The sequence below is a fragment of the Brachybacterium vulturis genome (assembly GCF_002407185.1).
Taxonomy (GTDB): Bacteria; Actinomycetota; Actinomycetes; order Actinomycetales; family Dermabacteraceae; genus Brachybacterium; species Brachybacterium vulturis.
Map to the genome: position 1 here is coordinate 1,956,417 of NZ_CP023563.1, position 19,592 is coordinate 1,976,008.

Annotated in this window: 19 protein-coding genes and 1 other RNA gene; 16 read left to right on the forward strand and 4 right to left on the reverse strand. The window is 70.3% G+C overall.

The window, feature by feature from the left end:
• Positions 1-64: 64 nt before the first annotated feature.
• The 10 genes from CFK38_RS08750 (at position 65) to smpB (ending at position 8,124) form a co-directional block, all read left to right on the forward strand.
• The gene (locus CFK38_RS08750; RefSeq protein ID WP_096802728.1) at positions 65-334 is read left to right on the forward strand and encodes a hypothetical protein; all 270 of its coding nucleotides are present in this window, start codon (positions 65-67) and stop codon (positions 332-334) included.
• 46 nt (positions 335-380) lie between these two features.
• Positions 381-803: a TadE family protein gene (locus CFK38_RS08755; RefSeq protein ID WP_275542297.1), complete on the forward strand. Its 423-nt coding sequence runs from the start codon at positions 381-383 to the stop codon at positions 801-803.
• Positions 804-835: 32 nt separating this feature from the next.
• Positions 836-1,267 carry a hypothetical protein gene (locus tag CFK38_RS08760; protein ID WP_172895776.1) on the forward strand — a complete coding sequence of 144 codons (432 nt, stop codon included), beginning with the start codon at positions 836-838 and terminating at the stop codon, positions 1,265-1,267.
• Between the two features lie 53 nt (positions 1,268-1,320).
• Positions 1,321-1,728, forward strand: coding sequence for a pilus assembly protein TadG-related protein (locus CFK38_RS08765; RefSeq protein ID WP_245850964.1), 408 nt, complete (start codon positions 1,321-1,323; stop codon positions 1,726-1,728).
• Complete coding sequence (locus CFK38_RS08770; RefSeq protein WP_096802732.1) at positions 1,725-2,870, forward strand: glycerate kinase; 1,146 nt, start codon at positions 1,725-1,727, stop codon at positions 2,868-2,870. Before CFK38_RS08765 ends, CFK38_RS08770 begins: the two co-directional genes overlap by 4 nt.
• A gap of 72 nt (positions 2,871-2,942) precedes the next feature.
• A complete protein-coding gene (gene prfB / locus CFK38_RS08775) occupies positions 2,943-4,058 on the forward strand; it encodes a peptide chain release factor 2 (protein WP_096802733.1) in 1,116 nt (371 codons plus the stop codon).
• A gap of 141 nt (positions 4,059-4,199) precedes the next feature.
• Positions 4,200-5,210: a cell division ATP-binding protein FtsE gene (ftsE, locus tag CFK38_RS08780; protein ID WP_096802734.1), complete on the forward strand. Its 1,011-nt coding sequence runs from the start codon at positions 4,200-4,202 to the stop codon at positions 5,208-5,210.
• On the forward strand, positions 5,207-6,124 hold the full coding sequence (gene ftsX, locus CFK38_RS08785) for a permease-like cell division protein FtsX (protein WP_096802735.1): 918 nt from the start codon (positions 5,207-5,209) through the stop codon (positions 6,122-6,124). Before ftsE ends, ftsX begins: the two co-directional genes overlap by 4 nt.
• Positions 6,125-6,126: 2 nt before the next feature.
• Positions 6,127-7,470 carry a M23 family metallopeptidase gene (locus CFK38_RS08790; protein ID WP_096802736.1) on the forward strand — a complete coding sequence of 448 codons (1,344 nt, stop codon included), beginning with the start codon at positions 6,127-6,129 and terminating at the stop codon, positions 7,468-7,470.
• A 147-nt stretch (positions 7,471-7,617) separates the two neighbouring features.
• The gene (gene smpB, locus CFK38_RS08795; protein WP_096802737.1) at positions 7,618-8,124 is read left to right on the forward strand and encodes an SsrA-binding protein SmpB; all 507 of its coding nucleotides are present in this window, start codon (positions 7,618-7,620) and stop codon (positions 8,122-8,124) included.
• Between the two features lie 15 nt (positions 8,125-8,139).
• Here smpB and CFK38_RS08800 read toward each other — a convergent pair whose 3' ends face one another.
• Positions 8,140-8,712: a hypothetical protein gene (locus tag CFK38_RS08800; protein WP_157773422.1), complete on the reverse strand. Its 573-nt coding sequence runs from the start codon at positions 8,710-8,712 to the stop codon at positions 8,140-8,142.
• A gap of 213 nt (positions 8,713-8,925) precedes the next feature.
• On the opposite strand from CFK38_RS08800, the gene ssrA reads away from it, so the two are divergent.
• Positions 8,926-9,296: a transfer-messenger RNA gene (ssrA, locus tag CFK38_RS08805) on the forward strand.
• Positions 9,297-9,601: 305 nt separating this feature from the next.
• On the forward strand, positions 9,602-10,549 hold the full coding sequence (locus CFK38_RS08810; protein WP_096802738.1) for a phosphotransferase: 948 nt from the start codon (positions 9,602-9,604) through the stop codon (positions 10,547-10,549).
• A gap of 39 nt (positions 10,550-10,588) precedes the next feature.
• Here CFK38_RS08810 and CFK38_RS08815 read toward each other — a convergent pair whose 3' ends face one another.
• Both CFK38_RS08815 and CFK38_RS08820 read right to left on the reverse strand, forming a co-directional pair.
• Positions 10,589-11,245: a hypothetical protein gene (locus tag CFK38_RS08815; protein ID WP_096802739.1), complete on the reverse strand. Its 657-nt coding sequence runs from the start codon at positions 11,243-11,245 to the stop codon at positions 10,589-10,591.
• Positions 11,242-11,766 carry a hypothetical protein gene (locus tag CFK38_RS08820; protein ID WP_157773423.1) on the reverse strand — a complete coding sequence of 175 codons (525 nt, stop codon included), beginning with the start codon at positions 11,764-11,766 and terminating at the stop codon, positions 11,242-11,244. The genes CFK38_RS08815 and CFK38_RS08820 overlap by 4 nt, the downstream gene beginning before the upstream one ends.
• A gap of 210 nt (positions 11,767-11,976) precedes the next feature.
• Here CFK38_RS08820 and hrpA point away from each other — a divergent pair, with 210 nt between their 5' ends.
• The 3 genes from hrpA to CFK38_RS08835 all read left to right on the forward strand — a co-directional run bounded on the left by hrpA (position 11,977) and on the right by CFK38_RS08835 (position 18,461).
• Entirely contained in the window at positions 11,977-15,888 is a 3,912-nt protein-coding gene (gene hrpA / locus CFK38_RS08825; RefSeq protein ID WP_096802741.1) for an ATP-dependent RNA helicase HrpA, read from the forward strand.
• Between the two features lie 345 nt (positions 15,889-16,233).
• The gene (locus CFK38_RS08830; RefSeq protein ID WP_096802742.1) at positions 16,234-16,881 is read left to right on the forward strand and encodes a hypothetical protein; all 648 of its coding nucleotides are present in this window, start codon (positions 16,234-16,236) and stop codon (positions 16,879-16,881) included.
• A 122-nt stretch (positions 16,882-17,003) separates the two neighbouring features.
• Positions 17,004-18,461, forward strand: coding sequence for an NAD-dependent malic enzyme (locus CFK38_RS08835; protein ID WP_096802743.1), 1,458 nt, complete (start codon positions 17,004-17,006; stop codon positions 18,459-18,461).
• Between the two features lie 103 nt (positions 18,462-18,564).
• Here CFK38_RS08835 and CFK38_RS08840 read toward each other — a convergent pair whose 3' ends face one another.
• Entirely contained in the window at positions 18,565-19,041 is a 477-nt protein-coding gene (locus CFK38_RS08840) for a VanZ family protein (RefSeq protein WP_096802744.1), read from the reverse strand.
• Between the two features lie 111 nt (positions 19,042-19,152).
• On the opposite strand from CFK38_RS08840, the gene CFK38_RS08845 reads away from it, so the two are divergent.
• Positions 19,153-19,536, forward strand: a complete 384-nt coding sequence (locus CFK38_RS08845; RefSeq protein ID WP_096802745.1) for a DUF3039 domain-containing protein — start codon at positions 19,153-19,155, stop codon at positions 19,534-19,536.
• Positions 19,537-19,592: the final 56 nt, after the last annotated feature.

The following is a 19,592-nucleotide window of genomic DNA, read 5'->3' on the forward strand; positions in this document are numbered from 1 at the left end:
CGAATCCGACTGACACGACACCAGCACCGGACTCCGATCCGGAACCACCGCCGAGGAGGCCGACATGACCGTCCACCGTTCCCGATTCCATCGCAGCACCCGGCGTCGCAGAGCCCTCCCCGGTCACCCGCTGGGGCGACGGTCCCCGGAGCGGGCCTCCGGCATGCAGCGACTGCGGGTCCGTCTCGCCTCCGAGCAGGGTGATGTGCCCGGATGGGTCCTGATCACCTTGATGACCGCAGGCATCGTGGTGGCCCTCTGGGCCGTCGCCTCCGATCAGATCGTGCAGATCTTCCAGAATGCGATGGCACCGTTCCTCAACGGCAGCCTCTGAACCGACAGTCATGCTGAAGGGACGTGACCGGAGGCGCCCCGGTGCAGTGCCGGCAGGTCGGCCGTCGCGTCCGGAGGACCGACGCCATCGGCGGGGCCGGCTCCGTGGCGAGGACGGCTCGGCCGTCGCAGAGTTCCCGATGGTCGCGGTGCTGATCATCCTGATCGCGGTGATGATCGTCCAGGCGGCGCTCATCGTCCACACCCGCAACACGCTCGCGGACGCCGCGGTCCAGGGGGCGCACCATGCCGCGCTGGTGGGGGCGTCGCCGCAGGACGGTGCCGTGCGCGCCGAACGGCTGATCGACGAACGCTTCGGAGGGCGGCTGGATGCCGAGGCCACCTCGGTGCAGGGCTCGGACGGGGTCATCCGCGTCCAGCTCAGTGCGACCTTGCCGCTGGTGGGGCTGTTCGGCCCGGCCGGGGCGATGACGGTGCAGGGTCGAGCGATCGATGAGGAGTCATGGTGAACCGACGGCGACCTCGCCCCGCAGAGCGGACCGTGAGCGGCGCCCTCCGCGCCGAGCACGGCAATGCGCTCGTCGAATTCGTGGTGCTGTCCGCCGCGCTGCTCATCCCCTCCCTCTACCTCGTGCTCACCCTGGGCAACGTCCAGGCGGCCGTCTTCGCGGCGGACTCCATCTCCCGCGACGTGGCCCGGATCCATGCCACGGAAGCGGACCCCGAGCTCGCGGTGGAGCAGGCGGCACGGCACACGGACATGATCCTCGAGGACCACGGGCTGCCGACGGGCGATGTCGTCACGCTCCACTGCACCGAGGATCCCTGCGCCACTCCGGGCGGGGCCGTCACGGCCCAGGTGCGCATTCCCGTCCCCGTGCCCGGGCTGGGACCGGTGCTGGGGCAGACCGGTCCGGTGACCGTCGGCGCCGCCCATGCGGTGCAGGTCGATCAGTATCGGGCGGGCCCCTGATGCGCAGCCTGCTCCGGACGCTCAGGGACCGGGGGCGCGACGCCCGCGGGTCGATGACGATACTGACCACCGGAGTGCTGGTGGTCATCCTCATGGTGATCGCCGTCGGCACCGCGATCACCGGGGTGCAGCTCGAACGCAACGGCCTCCAGCACGCCGCGGACAGTGCGTCCCTCGCCGCAGCCCAGGCGGTCGATCCGTCGCGCCTCTACACCGCGGGCGAGGGCACCGCGATCCGCACCAGCTCCGCCCGCGCCGCCGCCGAGGCGCAGCTGCGCGACTATCCGCACCAGACGACGCGCACCGAGGGCATCGCCCTCTCCTCCCTCACCGTGGATCCCGACGGCACCGTCCACGTGGTCCTCACCGCGCGCACGCACCCGCCCCTGGCAGGATGGTTCACGCGAGGGACGGGCACCGCCATCCCGCTGACCGTCGAAGGAGAGGCCCGCGCCCGATGACCCCCACCGTGCTGCTCGCCCCGGACAAGTTCAAAGGCACCCTGACCGCCGCTCAGGTGGTGGACGCCCTGCGACGCGGCATCGCGCAGACCACGCCGCAGCTGCGCGTGCTGTCCTGCCCGATCGCCGACGGCGGGGACGGCACCGTCGATGCTGCGCATGCCGCCGGATTCACCATCCGCTCCACCACCGTCACCGGGCCCACCGGAGCGCCCCGCCGCGCGCGCTGGGCGCTGCAGGAGGACGTGGCCGTGCTGGAGCTCGCCGAGACCGTCGGCCTTGATGCCCTGCCCGGGGGAGAGCTCGCCCCGCATCTCGCCTCCACCCGGGGGCTCGGCGAACTGATGCGTGCCGCCATCGATTCCGGCGCCCGCACCCTCCTGGTGGGTCTCGGCGGCAGCGCCTCCACCGATGCGGGAGCCGGCCTGCTCCAGGGCCTCGGCGCCCAGCTGCACGCCCCGGACGGCACCGACCTCCGCCCCGGCCTGAGCGGACTGGGCGCGCTCGCGTCCGCGGACCTCGGCCCCGCGCTCGCCGTGCTGGACGGCGTCACCGTGATCGCGGCCAACGACGTCACCAATCCGCTGCTCGGCCCCGAGGGGGCGGCCGCCGTCTACGGTCCCCAGAAGGGCCTCGCCTCCGCAGAGATCACACCAGCCGATGAGGTCCTCGCCGTCGCGGCCCGCATCCTGGACCCCGCCGGTGCCCACCGCGACCGGCCCGGCGCAGGTGCCGCCGGCGGCACCGGATTCGGTCTCTTCCTGCTCGGCGCCGCACAGCGCTCGGGCGCCGACGCGGTGTTCGAGCTGGTCGGTGTCGACGCGCTGCTGACCCAGGCCGATGTCGTGGTCACCGGCGAAGGGAAGCTCGACGCCCAGACCCTGCAGGGCAAGGGCCCGGCAGAGGTGGCACGACGGGCCCGGGAGCGCGGACTGCCGGTCGCAGCGGTCGCCGGGGTGATCACCCTCGACGCGCAGGAGCTGGGAAGGGCAGGGATCGACACCGCGTGGGATCTCACCTCCCGCGCCGGCTCCACGCGGCGTGCGCTCGAGGAGGGCGAGACGCTGCTGGTCGAGATCGGCCGCGACCTCGGCCCCTGGCTGCTGGAGGCAGCCGGGGAGGACACCGCGACGGGCGGCTGACCCCGTGCCCGGAGCGACGCGGGCATGCGGTGCGCACCGGGAGCCCAGGACCCTGCCGTAGACTCTCGCCTCGTGGCTTCCATCGACTTCTCCGCAGAGATCACCCAGCTCCGCTCGACTCTGTCCTCCATCGAACAGGTGACGGACATCGAGGCGCTCGACGCCAAGATCGTCGACCTCGAGACGCAGGCCTCCGCGCAGGATCTGTGGGACGACGTCGACAACGCGCAGAAGGTCAGCGCCGCGCTCTCGCACGCCCAGTCCGAGCGTCGCCGCATCAGCGAGCTCGCGTCCCGCATCGAGGACCTCGAGGTGATGGTCGAGCTCGCCGCGGAGGAGGATGACGCCGATACCTTCCACGAGGCGGAGAACGAGCTGGTCAGCATCCACAGGACCCTCGATGAGCTCGAGGTGCGCACCCTGCTGGCCGGGGAGTACGACGAGCGCGATGCCGTGATCACCATCCGCGCCGGTGCCGGCGGTGTCGACGCCGCGGACTTCGCCGAGATGCTGATGCGCATGTACCTGCGCTGGGCCGAGCGCCACGGCTACGCCTCGAAGGTCATGGACACCTCCTACGCGGAGGAGGCCGGGCTGAAGTCGGTCACCTTCGAGATCTCCGCGCCCTACGCCTACGGCACCCTGTCCGTCGAGGGCGGCACCCACCGCCTGGTGCGCATCAGCCCCTTCGACAACCAGGGCCGCCGCCAGACCTCCTTCGCGGCGGTCGAGGTGATCCCGCTGATCGAGACCACCGATGCGATCGAGATCCCGGAGAACGACCTCAAGGTCGACGTGTTCCGCTCCTCGGGCCCCGGCGGCCAGTCGGTCAACACCACCGACTCCGCCGTGCGCATGACCCACCTGCCCTCCGGCACCGTGGTCTCCATGCAGGACGAGAAGTCCCAGATCCAGAACCGTGCCGCGGCGCTTCGCGTGATGCAGTCCCGGCTGCTGCTGCTGAAGAAGGCCGAGGAGGCCGCCGAGCGCAAGGAGCTCGCGGGCGACGTCAAGGCCAGCTGGGGCGATCAGATGCGTTCCTACGTGCTGAACCCGTACCAGATGGTCAAGGACCTGCGCACTGAGTACCAGGAGGGCAACCCCTCCTCGGTGTTCGACGGCGAGATCGACGAGTTCATCGATGCCGGCATCCGCTGGCGCGCCGAACAGGGCAAGTCCGACAGCTGATCAACGTGCTGCGAGCCGACGTGACCGGAGGCACGCACCCTTGACCAGGTTTTGACCCGGACGCTGTCCACAGGTGAGTCGATTCCGGTGCTCGCGCCCCTACGCTGGGCGGGAACGACTTCCCCGATGTGACAGGCACCCGTGATCCGTTTCGACGACGTCACCAAGACGTACATGCGTGGACAGCACCCCGCAGTGGAGAATCTCGACATCGAGTTCACCCGCGGGGAGTTCGTGTTCCTGGTGGGAGCCTCCGGATCGGGCAAGTCGACGCTGATGCGGATGGTCCTCAAGGAGGTCGCTCCCACCCGCGGCACCGTGTACGTGGCCGGCAAGGACCTCTCGCGCATCCCGTCCTGGAAGGTCCCCGCGCTGCGTCGCGACATCGGCATGGTGTTCCAGGACTTCCGCCTGCTGCCCTCGAAGACGGCGTACCAGAACATCGAGTTCGCGCTCGCCGTGATCGGCACCCCGCGCAAGGTGGTGCGCCGCCTGGTGCCCGAGATGCTCGAGATGGTGGGCCTGGAGGACAAGGGCAAGCGGCTCCCGCACGAGCTGTCCGGCGGTGAGCAGCAGCGCGTGGCGATCGCCCGCGCCTACGTCAACCGACCCTCGATCCTGCTGGCCGACGAACCCACGGGCAACCTCGACCCGGCCACCGCCGGTGGCATCCTCGATCTCCTCGCGGAGATCAACGAGCGCGGCACCACCGTGGTCATGGCCACCCATGACCGCACGGCCGTGGACCGGATGCATCGCCGCGTGGTCGAGATGGTCGGCGGGCTGGTGGTGCGCGACGAGGAGCGCGGCACCTACGCGACCCCGGCCCCGGTGAGCGTCATCTCCGGGAACCTTCCCGATGACTCCGGCCATCGCGAGGACCATCCGCTGGAGGACGCGCAGGACGGCACGGACACCGAGGACGCATCTGCTGAGAGCTCCGCGGCCGCGGACGACTCCCGGGGAGACCTCTCCGTCGCGGACGGAACCGGCTCGGCCTCGTCGCCGGACGACGTGCTCGAGGAGGACCTGATCGACGAGCGCGAGGCCCTCCAGGTCCGGGACGAGGACCTCTTGCTCGAGGACGCCTTCGCCGAGGAGCCCGTCGTGAGCGGCCCCTCCCTGGACGAGACCGAGGAGGAGCGGCGATGAGGGCGCGGTACATCCTCGGAGAGATCCTCACCGGCCTGTGGCGCAACGTCGCGATGGTCATCTCCGTCGTGATCGTCACGGCGGTCTCGCTGACCTTCGTCGGTACCGGTGCGGTGATGCAGAAGCAGATCATGGACATGAAGTCGACGCTGGTCGAGCAGTCCCAGGTGACGATCTTCCTGTGCTCCCCGCACTCCACGGCCGCTTCCTGCGCCGGCGGCGCGGCGACGGACGCCAAGATCGACTCCGTGCGCGAGGCGCTCGACGACGAGGTGCTCGCCCCCTACATCGCCTCCTACTCCGAGCGCTCCCAGGAGGAGGCGCTGGAGATCTACCAGGAGCAGTTCGCGGGGGAGAGCTTCGTCTCGAACTTCACCGCGGAGGACATGCCGGTCTCCTTCCACATCACGCTCAAGAACGCCGACGACTCCGCCGCAGTGGTCGAGTTCTTCCAGGGCCGGGACGGGGTCGACGAGGTCACCGACCTGCTCAGCACCTTCGCTCCCTTCATCGATGTGCTCAACCAGTCCACGATGTTCGCCCTGGGACTGGCGGTGCTGATGCTGATCGCCGCCCTGCTGCTGGTCGCCACCACCATCCGCATGTCGGTCGCCGGTCGCCGTCGCGAGATCGCGATCATGCGGCTGGTCGGTGCCTCGAACCTGTTCATCCGCCTGCCCTTCCTGCTGGAGGGCGCCGTGGCCGCGATCATCGGGGGCGTCATCGCCTCGGGCATGCTCTGGGTGGGCCTGCACTACATTGTCGAGGGATGGCTCGCGCCCACGCTCGGTGAGCAGCTGATCACGGTGGGCACCGTCGACCTCGTGTGGGCTGCCCCGCTCCTGGTCATCCTCGGAGGCGTCCTGTCCGTCGCCTCGTCCGTCATCTCTCTCAACCGCTACCTGAAGGTATGAGCATGGTCCTCAACAGCCTGCGCCGTCTCCTGTGCATTCTCGCCGCCGCCCTGGTGGCGCTGCCGCTGCTGGTCGCGCCGATGTCCCCGGCGTCGGCCGATGGCTCCAAGGAGGACAAGATCGCCGAGCGCGAAGAGGTCGATCGAGAGCTGGAGGACCTGCGCATCGAGCTGAGCGACGTCAACGAGGACCTCGCCGAGACCTATCTCGCGCTCGCGGAGACGGAGCTGCTGATCCCACAGGCCCAGGCGGATCTCGAGGAGGCCCAGCGCGAGCTGGAAGCTGCCCGTGAGGAGGACCGCCTCATCGGCGAGCGGCTCGCTGCGGCACAGGCCGAGGAGGAGCGCCTCTCCGGCGAGGTCGAAGAGGGCCGGGAGGAGGTGGACACCAGCAACGAGGAGCTCGCCTCCGTGGCGCTGAACGCCTACAAGGGCGGCGGGATCCCGAACCCGTCCACGGTCTACATCGGCAACGCCTCACCGCAGGATGCCGTCGACCGCTCCATGAACTATCGCCTCACCATGGCCTCGCAGGGCACCCGCCTGGACACTCTGCGCACGGATCAGGCGGTCACCGAGAACTCCGCGGAGCGGCTGGTCGCGGTGCGGGAGGAGATCAAGCAGCTCAAGATCGATTCCGAGAAGGCGGTCGAGCGCACCGAGAAGGCGGAGCGGGAGGCCTCCGAGGCCAAGCAGGCGCTGGATGCTCTCTACGAGACGCAGAAGACGCAGCGTGAAGCTCTCGAGACCAAGAAGGTGAAGTACGAGGGCGATGTCTCGACGCTGGAGACCCGCAGCTCGACGCTCGACACCGAGATCCAGGAGCTGGCCCGCCAGGAGCGGGAGCGGGCTGAGCGCGAGGCACGTGAGCGCGAGGAGCGCGAGCGCCAGCAGAACCAGCAGCAGAGCAGCGGCGGGGGCGGTGGGTCCTCGAGCGGTTCCTCGGCCTCGTCCAGCAGCTGGATCTATCCCGTCAATGCACGGTTGAACTCGAACTTCGGCTGGCGGGTCCACCCGATCTACGGCACCAGCAAGCTCCACGCAGGCGTCGACTTCCCGGTCGCCTGCGGGGTGCCGGTCAAGGCCGCCCACTCGGGCCGGGTCATCGCCAAGCCCTACAACAGCGGCGCCGGGAACAAGCTCGTCCTCAGCCACGGCATCATGAACGGGCACCTGATCACCACCTCCTACCACCACCTGCAGGGGTACGCCCAGCCGGTCGGTGCGGAGGTCTCCGCCGGCACCACCATCGGCTACGTGGGCACCACCGGCTCCTCCACGGGATGCCACCTCCACTTCGAGGTCCACGAGGACGGCAACGCCGTCAATCCCGCCAAGTACCTCTGAGCGGCCGCACCGTTCCCGACGCCGTCCGCGAAATCAGCTCGCGGCCGGTGGCGACCACCGCGTAGGCTGGGACGCCGGTCGCCGGACGCGCCCGGACCACGCACCGACCGCGACGATCACACCGCGACGAACGACAGGAGGGACCCGATGTCGGCGAAGAAGAAGGCCGCGAAGAAGGCCGCTGCGGACGACGGGCCCCCGAAGCAGCTCATCGCCTCGAACAAGCGCGCCCGGCACGACTACTACATCGACCAGACCTGGGAGGCCGGCATCGTCCTGTCCGGCACCGAGGTGAAGTCGCTGCGTGATCGCGGGGCCTCTCTGATCGACGGCTACTGCTACATCGAGGGCGGCGAGGTGTGGATGGACAACGCGCACATCGCCCCGTACGTGAAGGGCACCTGGACGAACCACGCCGCCCGCCGCAAGCGCAAGCTCCTGCTGCACAAGGTCGAGATCGAGAAGCTCGCCAGCAAGTCCCGCGAGAAGGGCTTCACCATCGTGCCGATGGAGATGTACTTCCTGGGCTCCCACGCCAAGGTGGTCATCGGCCTCGGCCGTGGCAAGAAGGAATGGGACAAGCGCCAGACCCTGCGGGAGAAGCAGGATCTGCGCGAGGCGCAGCGCGCCATGCGTCGGCGCGAGCTGGCCTGACGGCGTCGTCGCAGCTCAGGTCGCGAGATCCTGCCGGGCGAGCCGGGCGAGCGTCTGGCGGCTCGAGGCGATCACGTCCTCATCGGCCACGCCGAGGTGCTCACGCATGAACAGCGCCCGACGGGCATCCTCCAGGGCCTCCCCCCAGCGGCGTGCCGCCGCCTCGTGCCGACCGTCGCGATGCTCGGCCTGCGCATGCTCGAAGCGGCACTTCGCCCGGTGCTGGAACACTGCGGCCAGCACCGACATCGACGAAGGGGAGGTGGGGTCCTCGAGCCCGGTCTCCTCGGCGGCCAGGTCCAGCTGCTCCTCGGCGGCCACGAACGCCCCCTGCCACTGCAGCACGTGGGCGTAGCGGGCACGGCGCACCGCGCGCATCACGGGGGAGAGACCCTCTGCGGCGAGGGCCAGCCGGCCGGCGATCGCCGCGTCGTCGAGCCGACCGAGCATCCGCAGGTAGGCGACCGTCCGCGGATCCTGCGGATGCCGCGCGCACCAGCGGGCCAGGGCCGAGGGGTCCGAGACCTGCTCGCGCAGCGTCTCGTCCTCGACGGTGACGTGGATGCCTGCTGCCTCGAAACTGCTCACGGAGCCATCCTCGTCCCTCCCCGGGTCCCGGTCCAGGGACCGCCGCTTCGCCGTGAGCTGAGGAATATCCGCTTCAGTTCGTCGGCGGGGCGAGGTAGACTCGAAACACGACGTACGGGGAGACCCGCCGTCGGTGGGTGATTGACAACTGAACAGTGAGTGCATGGACAGTCCTGAGGGACTGTCGAGCGATAGTTCTGCATACCCACGCCAGGGGCCGATCGGTTTCGACGGTAGTTGTCCAGCAAGGGGAAGCGGGCCGAGAAGCCAGAGTCATCTCGTAAACGTTCTCTGGAAACCAATAAGTGCCGAACCTAAGCGCACTGACTTCGCTCTCGCTGCCTGATCAGCGTTAGCAGTCTGGAACCCCGGGAGTGCTCCTGACCCGGATCGTTCCATCATCTAAGGAGCCACTGCTGCCGACCCTCGTCATCGGGGAAGGATGAACACCTCAGAGTGACTGAGTCCGTCGACGACGCGTTCGCACGATCGTCGGGACTGAGAAAACAATTTCGCGAACTGCGCCCGGAGAAGTCCTTGCTCCGCACTATCGGACGCGGGTTCGATTCCCGCCGGCTCCACCACTGCACTCACCACGAGAAGCCCCCTCACCTGCACTCACGTGCGGGGGAGGGGGCTTTTCGCGTTGCCGACCCCATATGCCGTCGACTCAGTGCACCGTCGTTCAGGCCTCGCAGGTCAGGCCATGACCGAGCTGGTAGCGGTTCCCGTCGACGTCGACATACAGACATACATGTGCGGGCGCCCGTCGATGTGCTGCTCCTCGGCGTAGCCGGGCACGGCTTCCGGGGAGGCGCAGCGGCCGCACCGGCGTCGGGGAACCAGAAGCTGATTGCCGTTTGGTCACCCGCCCCCGTACGGTGGTCGGATGACCGGCATGCCGAGTGTCGCCCCTGTCCTGCCCGCCGCCGACCTCCCCGTCGATCTGCGCCGCATCGAACTGCTGTGCGCGCGGCTCCGTCCCGAGGAGGGTGTCGAGCTCGAGCACATCGTCTGGAGGATCGCGAAGCTTCCCCGCGCCGAGGGCTGGGACAACGTCCTGTGGCCGGTCGGATCGCTGCGGGGGAGAGAACTCGTGCTCCGGGTCGCTCGGCGGGAGGTCTCCCGGGCACTGCTCGGACGCGAGGTGACGGTGCTGCGGCGACTGCGCGGTCTGGGCATCCAGCTGCCGATGGGACTGCCGACGGTGCTCGCCATGGCCGAGGACGCGGTCCTGGTGGAATGGATCGACGGGACCTCTGCCGACGTCACGGAGCCGAGGATGCGCGCAGGGGTCGCCGGCGCTCTCGCCCGGATGCTCGCGACGATCCATTCCGGGCCCGCCCCGGAAGTGGGCCGGAACCCGGTGCGCGGGGTCCCCCTCATCACGAGGGCCGAGGCCTTCGCGAGAGATCTCGAGCTGGCCGACCTCCCCCCGGCACGGCACGAGCGAGCACAGGCGCGCTGGAGCGCAGGCCTGGCCGCGGCGCCCTGGCGGGGGCGCGAGCTGCTGCTGCACGGCGATCCGCATCCCGGCAACGTCGTGGTCCCGGAATCCGGTGCGCGAGGACCGGCCGCGCTGATCGACTGGGGCGACACCACTCGCGGTGATCCGGCCAGCGATCTGGGAGGGATGCTGCTCCACCTGCCCTCGGACGCACTTCTGCACGCGTACCGGGACACTGCGGCGTGGACCGGCATCGATGACGAGGAGATCTGGGACGCGCTGGTGGCACGGTCCTGGGCCTGGGCGACCCGAATGGCGCTCTCGCTGGTCACCGCGTACGCACCGGATGACGGCTTGGGGGCGGCCGGGCACCGGCTGCTGAGCAGCTGACGCACCGAGCAGGAGATCCGGAGTCTTCGCTGACTGCGTTCACCGCACCGGATCGTCATCGATGGCATGGATCAGCTCTTCGAGCCGTTCCCTGAGGTCCTCGAGATCGAGACATCCCAGCAGGTCCAGCACTTGCTGGAACCGTGCGTATTCTTCCTCGATCGGTGTCACCAGGAACGGGTCCAGCGCCACGGAGCAGTTCAACAGCCCCGAGGAGAGCACACGCAGCTCATCGATGCAGTCCCAGCGCTGGGAGCACCGGGTCACCTGCTCGACGATGTCGGTCTGCGCGGGCACCGGGACCATCGGCTCACCGAATGCCGTCGTGACGTCGGCGGTGGTCAGCAGGCGGTGGGTGCGCAGATCGAAGAGCACCAGAGCGTGCTCCTCCGCGATGTGCGCCAGGGTCGCCAGAGCGAGCGGTTGGGGGCCGTCGAGCTCGAGAGTGAGCATGTCGCCCCAGAGCGTCCCGAACTGCGAAGGGTCCTGCATGGGGTGCACGACTCCGGCCGGCGAGGACCGCAGGAGCCTCGCCGCCTCGCGGCAGAACGCCATCACGGCGGCGTTCCTGCTCGGGATCGTGCCGCTGCGGGACCATTCGATGCCGAGACGGATCATCTCCGAGGAGTACTCGCGGCAGGCGGAGGCGGCGTCCGCCGGGGAGGGGCCGGGCCAGAGGGCGAGGGTGTGGCTCATCGCGCATCGGTACCTTCCTCTGCGGTCTCCGGATCCTGGGCCGGGAGTCCGAGACGCTCGCGAGCGATCTCCGGTCCTCGGCAGTCGAAGAACTCCGGCTGATCCGCTCCGCCCCCGAGATGAGCATCGGTCCACAGCCCACCGTCGACCTCTATGACCTCGGCCGCGTCCAGGAGCCGGTGGGCGGCGAGATCGAATGCCTGGAGCCCGTGGTCGTGCGCGAGTCGGGTCAGGATCGCTATCGCCCCCCGGTGCGGTCCTCGGATCGTGGGGGTGAACGTGTCCGCCATCGCGTCGTCGGCGACGTCGGAGTGCTTCCAGGGCGAGCTCTCCGCAGGGTCGGCGGGAAGCACCCCGAGCACGGCGTCGACGAATCCGCGGATCCGAGGAACGGGCGGCGGAGGACGATCGAACTCCCTCCAGATCTCCTCCGCGAGACGCACCCGTGTGTACAGCTCGGCGCACGCCGCCTCCGCGTCGGCCGGGGCGGGTCCGATCCAGAATCCGAGTCGATATCTCATGGGGGACAGCGTGCGCCCCGCGCGATCATCATCCCGGTGCTCCTGCACAATGCCGAGGTCACGGTTGCGATGCGACGGCTCCTCCACATCGAGGAGACCTCGTGGCACAGTCGCTCGCGCTGCCGGATGCGCCGCCGCTCTCGTCCACGTCCGGGGAGACCGGGAATCCCCACGACCCCCGGGGCACCGGCCACGTAGAGTGGGACCGCCATGACCACGCCCTCCTCGACGCCCGAACCGACCAGCTCTGCCCTCCCCGAAGCCGCCGGCCCGCGCCTCACCTATCCGGGGGATCTGCCCGTCTCCCAGCGCCGGGAGGACATCCAAGCCGCGATCCGAGAGCACCAGGTGGTGGTCATCGCCGGCGCCACCGGATCGGGCAAGACCACCCAGATCCCCAAGATGCTGCTCGAGCTCGGCTACGGCCGGGGCGGGAAGCTGATCGGCCACACCCAGCCGCGCCGGATCGCCGCCCGCTCGGTCGCCCAGCGCATCGCCGGCGAGCTCGGCGAGAAGCTGGGGGAGGGAACGGTCGGCTTCCAGGTCCGCTTCACCCGCGAGACCGGCCGCGGCACGCGGCTGAAGCTGATGACCGACGGGATCCTGCTGGCCGAGATCGGCCGCGACCGCCTGCTGACCCGCTACGACGCGATCATCATCGACGAGGCGCACGAGCGGTCCCTGAACATCGACGTGATCATGGGGTACCTGCGCCAGATCCTGCCCCAGCGCCCGGACCTGAAGATCATCATCACCTCGGCGACCATCGACCCCGAACGCTTCGCCGAGCACTTCGGCCGCCGCCTCTCCTCGGGGGAGCGGGAGCCCGCGCCGATCATCGAGGTCTCCGGCCGCACCTATCCCGTCGAGATCCGCTACCGGCCGCTGGTGCTGGAGGCCGCTCTCGAGCCCGGCGACGAGGACGACGAGCTCGAGGACATCCACTCCATCGAGCGCGACCTCACCCAGGCGATCATCGACGCGGTGGACGAGCTCGCGGCCGAGGGCCCCGGGGACATGCTCGTGTTCCTTCCCGGCGAGCGGGAGATCCGCGAGATCTCCGAGGCGCTGACCACCCATCTGGGCCGGGGCACGAAGGGCCGTTCCGCCCTGCCGGTCGAGGTGCTGCCTCTGTTCGGTCGCCTCTCCGCCCAGGACCAGCAGAAGATCTTCTCGCCGCCGAAGGCCGGCACCTACCGCCGCATCATCCTGTCCACCAACGTCGCCGAGACCTCGCTGACCGTCCCCGGCATCTCCTACGTGATCGATTCCGGGCTGGCCCGCATCTCCCGCTACTCCCAGCGCACCAAGGTGCAGCGCCTGCCGATCGAGCCCATCTCCCAGGCCAGCGCCAACCAGCGCTCCGGCCGCTCCGGTCGCACCTCTGCCGGCATCGCGATCCGGCTGTACTCCGAGGAGGACTTCGACGGCCGGCCCGAGTTCACCGAGCCGGAGATCCTGCGCACCGCGCTCGCCTCCGTGGTGCTGCTGATGACCTCGCTGGGGCTCGGGGACGTGGAGTCCTTCCCCTTCGTCGAACCGCCCGCCAGCCGCGCGATCACCGACGGCGTGCGCCTGCTGGACGAGCTCGGGGCGCTCGAGGACGCTCCGCGCGCGCCGGGCGGGCGCCGGCTCACCCGCGTGGGCCGCACCCTGGCCCGGTTCCCGCTGGATCCGCGGATGGCGCGCATGCTCATCGAGGCCCACCGTCTGGGCGCCCTGCGGGAGGTGCTGATCATCGTCGCCGCGATGTCGATCCAGGACCCCCGCGAGAGGCCGCTGGGCCAGGAGCAGCAGGCCAAGGAGAAGCACAAGCGCTTCGAGGACGAGACCAGCGACTTCCTCGCCTATCTGAACCTCTGGAACCATCTCCAGGCCCGGCGCAAGGCGCTGTCCAACTCGGCGTTCCGTCGCGAGGTGCGCTCCGAGCACCTCCACTACCTGCGGATCCGCGAGTGGTGGGATCTGCACTCGCAGCTGCGGGACATGGCCAAGGACGTGGACCTGACCCGCAACGACACCGCTGCCTCCCCGCAGGCGATCCACCAGGCGCTGCTGGCCGGGCTGCTCTCCCACGTCGGCCTCCAGGACGACCGCACCCGGGAGTACGCCGGTGCCCGCGGGGCCCGCTTCGCGCTGTGGCCCGGCTCGGCACTGGCCAAGAAGCGCCCCGACTACGTGATGGTCGCCGAACTGGTGGAGACCTCCCGGCTGTGGGGCCGCACCGCCGCCCGGATCGACCCGACCTGGGCGGAGGAGACCGGCTCCCACGTCGTCAAACGCTCCCATTCCGCGCCGCACTGGTCCTCGAAGCAGGCTTCCGCGATGGCCCATCAGAAGGTGACCCTGTACGGGGTGCCGATCGTCGCCGACCGCGTCGTGGGCTATGGACGCATCGATCCCGGGGCCGCCCGGGAGATCTTCCTCCAGCACGCCCTGATCGAGGGGGACTGGCGCACCCGCCACCACTTCTTCCGCGACAACCAGGCGCTGATCAAGGAGCTCGAGGAGCTCGAGGCCAAGACCCGGCGCCGCGACCTGCTGATCTCGGACGAGCAGCTGTTCCGCTTCTACGACGAGCGGATCCCCGCCTCCGTCGTCTCCGGCCGCCATTTCGACACCTGGTGGAAGACGCAGCGTCATGAGACCCCGGACCTGCTCACCCTCACCGAGCAGGATCTGCTGGCCGCCGAGGAGGGGGTCGCCGAGGCGATCGCCGCTGAGTTCCCGGACACCTGGGTGCAGGGGGACCTCACCCTGCCGCTGAGCTACTCCTTCGGCGCGGTGGGGGCGCAGGGCACCGACGGCGTCACCGCCACCGTTCCCCTCGCGGTGCTCAACCGGCTGGAGTCCCGCGGCTTCGACTGGCTCGTCCCCGGCATGCGCGAGGAGCTGGTCACCGAGCTGATCCGCTCCCTGCCCAAACCCCTCCGCCGCCATCTGGTGCCCGCCCCGGAGCGGGCCAAGGCGGTGGCCGCGACGCTGCATGACGACGACCCCGATGCCGGGGAGGTCTTCCTCGAAGCGGTCGCCGACGAACTGGTCGCCCTGCCGGGTGTCCCGGAGGACCTGCCGCTGTACGGTCCCGAGTTCGACACCACGAAGCTCCCCGCGCACCTGCGGATGCACTTCCGGGTGGTCGATGACAAGGGCCGGGAGATCGGCGCGGGCGATGAGCTGGAGCAGCTCAAGGCCCGGCTGAAGCAGCGGGTGGATGCCTCGGTCTCCACCCGCGCCGATTCCCTCGCCCGCACCGACCTGCCCGGATTCCCGGCCGAGGGGGTGCCGGCGGTGCACGAATCCACCGTCGGGGGGCTGAAGGTCACCGGCTATCCGGCCCTGGTCGCGCGCCGGGGCGAGGACGGCCGGCTCCAGCGGGTGGACCTCGCGGTGCTCGCGACCGCCGACGAGCAGGCGCTCGCGCACCGGGAGGGCGTCATCGCCCTGCTGGACCGGGATCTCGGCGCCGATCTGGGCGCGGTGCTGAACGCCCTGCCCAACCCCACCAAGCTCGCCGTCGCGGGCTCGGACTACGCCTCCACCGCGGCGCTGCTCGCGGACGCCTCGCGGGCGGCGACCGTGCACCTGGCCGGCACCGCCGAGGTGCGCACCGCGGCGGAGTACGAGGCGCTGCTGGAACAGGTGCGCAGCGGGCACGACGCCCTCGCCGCCCAGGCGGTGAAGGACGCCGCGGCGGCGCTCGCCACCTCCGCGAAGCTCCACAAGGAGCTCTCCCGGGCCCCCTCGCTCTCGGTGCTCTCCCATCTCACGCAGATCCGGGAGCATGCGGCCTCCCTGCTGGGGGACGGGTTCATCTCCCGCACCGGCATCACCCACCTCCCGGACCTGCGCCGCTACCTCGAGGCCGACGCGATCCGCCTGGACAAGCTGCCCGCCGACCCCCGCCGTGACGAGCAGCTCGCCTGGCAGATCGGGGACATCACCCAGCACTGGGCCACGCGGCGGGCGAAGCTGTCCGCGCGCCGACGGGCGGAGCCCGACGCGCGCGCGGTCGACTGGCTCCTGGAGGAGTTCCGGGTGAGCCTGTTCGCCCAGACCCTGGGCACCAGGCAGACGGTCTCGGACAAGCGGATCCGCTCAGCGATCGCCGCGCTCGGATAGAGGACGATCGGCACCTGGATCGTGGCGCACGACACGACGGCGATGTCTGCGAGGTCACGCGACAGAACCTTTACCTGCCACGGCTGCAGGCCCGGGCCGAGTCCGCGCCGGAGTCGGGCTCCCGGGCCTGCCGCAAAGCGACGACCGGCGACGATACCAGGCGCGTGGAGCTCGTCGGTCCGGCGGGGACGGGTCATGGTCGGGGCAAGCGCAGCATCCTCCGCAGCCCCGCAGTGCTGCGGCTGTGACCTGCACCCTTCCTGCGTCGTGACCGCTTCGTTACCTTGGCACGGCCCGGATCGACCGGGCAGCTCCCGCCGCCTCGGAATCGAAGGATCCTGCCTCATGGCCTCTGCCGCCCCCGCCCGCACCCGCTCCCCGTTCCCCCGCCGCCGGCTGCTGGCCACCGGTGCCCTCGGCCTCGCCGCCGCGGCGACGCTCGGTGCCGTCGCGCCGGCCTCCGCCGCCGTGCTCGACGACGGAGATCTCGCTGCCCAGGAGAGCGCGCAGTGGACCGAGGAGTTCCTGACCCGGCCCGAAACCCGCGAGGGCTTCGTGCTGGAGGCGATGGACGACTGGCAGGTCGCGAACGCGACGTTCATCATCGCGGTGGTCAAGGGGCACGAGCTGGGCGAGGAGGTCGCTGTCGTCGCGCTGATCACCGCGATCGTCGAGGCCTGGCTGTACAACTACGAGCCGGCCGTGGACGCGGACTCCGGCGGCCTGTTCCAGCAGCGTCCCTCGATGGGCTGGGGCACCTACGACGAGGTGCGGCACAAGAAGCACGCCCTGGACGCCTTCCTCGGCCTCGGGGAGCACTCCCAGGCTCCGGGACTGCTGCAGGTCGTCCCCGATGTCGCCTCCTGGGAGCCCGGCGCCGCCGCGCAGGCCGTGCAGGCCTCCGCACACCCGGAGCGCTACACCGAGCTGGTCGGCGCGGCGCGCGAGATCTGGGACCGCTTCGCGGACGACGTCGAGCCGTACACCGCCTGAGCACCTCGGCGGCTCGCGCCTCCGCGGGCCCCGGGCGGCGTCCGTGACGCTGTCGTCCCGGGACGAGGGCACCGGCCGCGTCCTGTGCCCGCAACCCCTCCCGGATCGTTAAGCTGTGGAGCATGTCACCGATGCCCTCCGTGAGTTACTCCATCACGATCCGACTCGAGTTCGCCGCCCGCTCCGCCACGGTCAGCGACATCACCGCCCGCATCGAGAGCCACGGGGCCACGGTCACCGCGCTCGATGTCTCCGCCTCCGGACCGGAGCGCATGCGTGCGGACATCACGGTCCTCACCGCGGGCCACGATCACGCGATGGAGGTCGTCGACGACATCCGCGAGCTCGAAGGCGTCGAGCTCGGCAAGGTCTCGGACCGCACCTTCCTCGCGCACCTCGGCGGAAAGCTCACCGTCGAGTCGAAGCTCCCGATCCGCCACCGCGACGATCTCTCGATGATCTACACGCCCGGCGTGGCCCGGGTGGTGAAGGCGATCGCCGAGAACCCCGAGGACGCCCGGCGCCTGACCATCAAGCGCAATACGGTCGCGGTGGTCACGGACGGCTCCGCGATCCTGGGTCTGGGCGACCTCGGACCGCTCGCCGCGATGCCGGTGATGGAGGGCAAGGCCGCGCTGTTCAAGCGCTTCGCGAACATCGACGCCTTCCCGATCTGCCTGGACGCGCACTCGGTCGAGGACATCGTCGCGCACGTCAAGGCGATCGCCCCGGTCTTCGCGGGCATCAATCTCGAGGACATCTCCGCGCCGCGCTGCTTCGAGATCGAGGACCGGCTGCGCGCCGAGCTCGACATCCCGGTCTTCCATGACGACCAGCACGGCACCGCGATCGTGGTCGTCGCCGCGCTGCGCAATGCTCTGCGCGTGGTCGAGAAGGACATCGAGTCCGCCCGCATCGTGCTCTCCGGCGCAGGCGCCGCCGGCACCGCGATCCTGCGCCTGCTGCGCGCCGCCGGCGCCCGCGACGTGGTCGTCACCGACGTGGACGGGATCGTCCATGAGCATCGCGAGCAGCTCGAGGGGCGCCTGCCCTGGATCGCGGAGGTCACCAATCCCCGCGAGCTCACCGGCACCCTGGCCGATGCCGTCGCCGGAGCCGACGTGTTCATCGGGGTCAGCGCCGGGAACATCCTCACCGCCGAGGACGTCGCCACCATGGCGGACCGCTCCATCGTGTTCGCCATGGCCAACCCCACCCCGGAGATCGATCCCGCCGAGGCGGTCAAGCACGCCGAGGTCGTCGCCACCGGGCGCAGCGACTTCGCCAACCAGATCAACAACGTGCTCGCCTTCCCCGGCGTGTTCCGCGGACTGCTGGACGCCCACGCCACCCGGGTCAGCGACCGGATGCTGCTGGCAGCGGCGAAGGCGCTCGCCGACGTGGTCGCCGCGGACGAGCTCAACCCCACCTACATCGTCCCCAGCGTGTTCCACGAGGGCGTGACCAAGGCCGTCGCGAGCGCGGTCGAGAAGGTTGCCCGGGAGGAGGCCGGGACGGTCGACACCATCACCGGTGCCATGCCCGCCGTCTACGCCGACGAGATCACCCTGGACGGCTGACCGGACCCGGGCCTCGGCGAGGGCGGCGCGCACCGGAGGGTGCGCGCCGTCCTCAGGTGCGGGGTGAGGCGTCGGTGCGGGGACCGCGTCGACGAGGCGTCCCTCAGCGGCGACCCTCTGCGACCGATTCCGGGTCGGCCTCGGATTCCGGAACACGAACGGACGAGGCCCGCCACAGTCGCTCCCCGCTCCACAACCCGATCCCGAGCGCGATGCCGACCACATCGAACAGGATGTCCACCCCGTCGCCGCTGCGCTGGGGGAGGGCCACCAGCTGCACCAGCTCGATCAGCAGCGCATGCACGAGCGCGACGACGACGATCCAGCCCATCGGGAACCGTTTCCGCGGCGCCAGCAGCCGGCCGGCGGTGAACACGGTCAGGGCGAACACCAGCAGATGCACGGCCTTGTCGAGGTGGGGCACGCCCGTGCCCGGCATGCTCGCCGGCAGCGAGGGCAGGTAGAAGCCGATGTTCAGCAGCAGCGCGACGGCCAGCAGGCCAGCCCGCCCTGCGAGCGAGCCGCCCATCCGGCCGATCTCGTCAGGCAGGCGGCGAAGGAAGTCGACGACAGCGTCCATGGGGAGGATTGTCTCAGCGCCGCGACCCGCAGGGCGGGAGGCAGGGCCGATGACCGACGAGACGCGGACCGGTAAACTTCAGTCATCACGTCACCGATCCAGGGAGCAGTCATGTCCTCCACGTCCGACCCGTCCAGGATGGACCCCTACAGCGACGACCCGGGCGCGGGCCCTGGCGGCACCGCGGTGCTGGACCGGCAGCTGCAGGAGCAGGAGCAGAAGACCGACGACGGCGATCATGACCGGTTCGCCCACTATGTGCGCAAGGACAAGGTCACCCAGGCCGCCCTCGGCGGCACCCCGGTGATCGCGCTGTGCGGCAAGGTGTGGGTGCCCGGCCGCGATCCCGAGAAGTACCCGGTCTGCCCGGAGTGCAAGGAGATCTACGAGGGCTTCCGCGAGCCCAACGACGGCGGGGACGGCTCGAACGGCTCCGGTGCGGGAGGCTCCGGCAAGGGCGGCGGCTTCCGCGGCTTCTTCGGCGGACGCCGCTGAGCCCTCGCCGCGCGCCGGCGATACCTCCGGCGCGCGGCGACTTCCTCACATCGGTC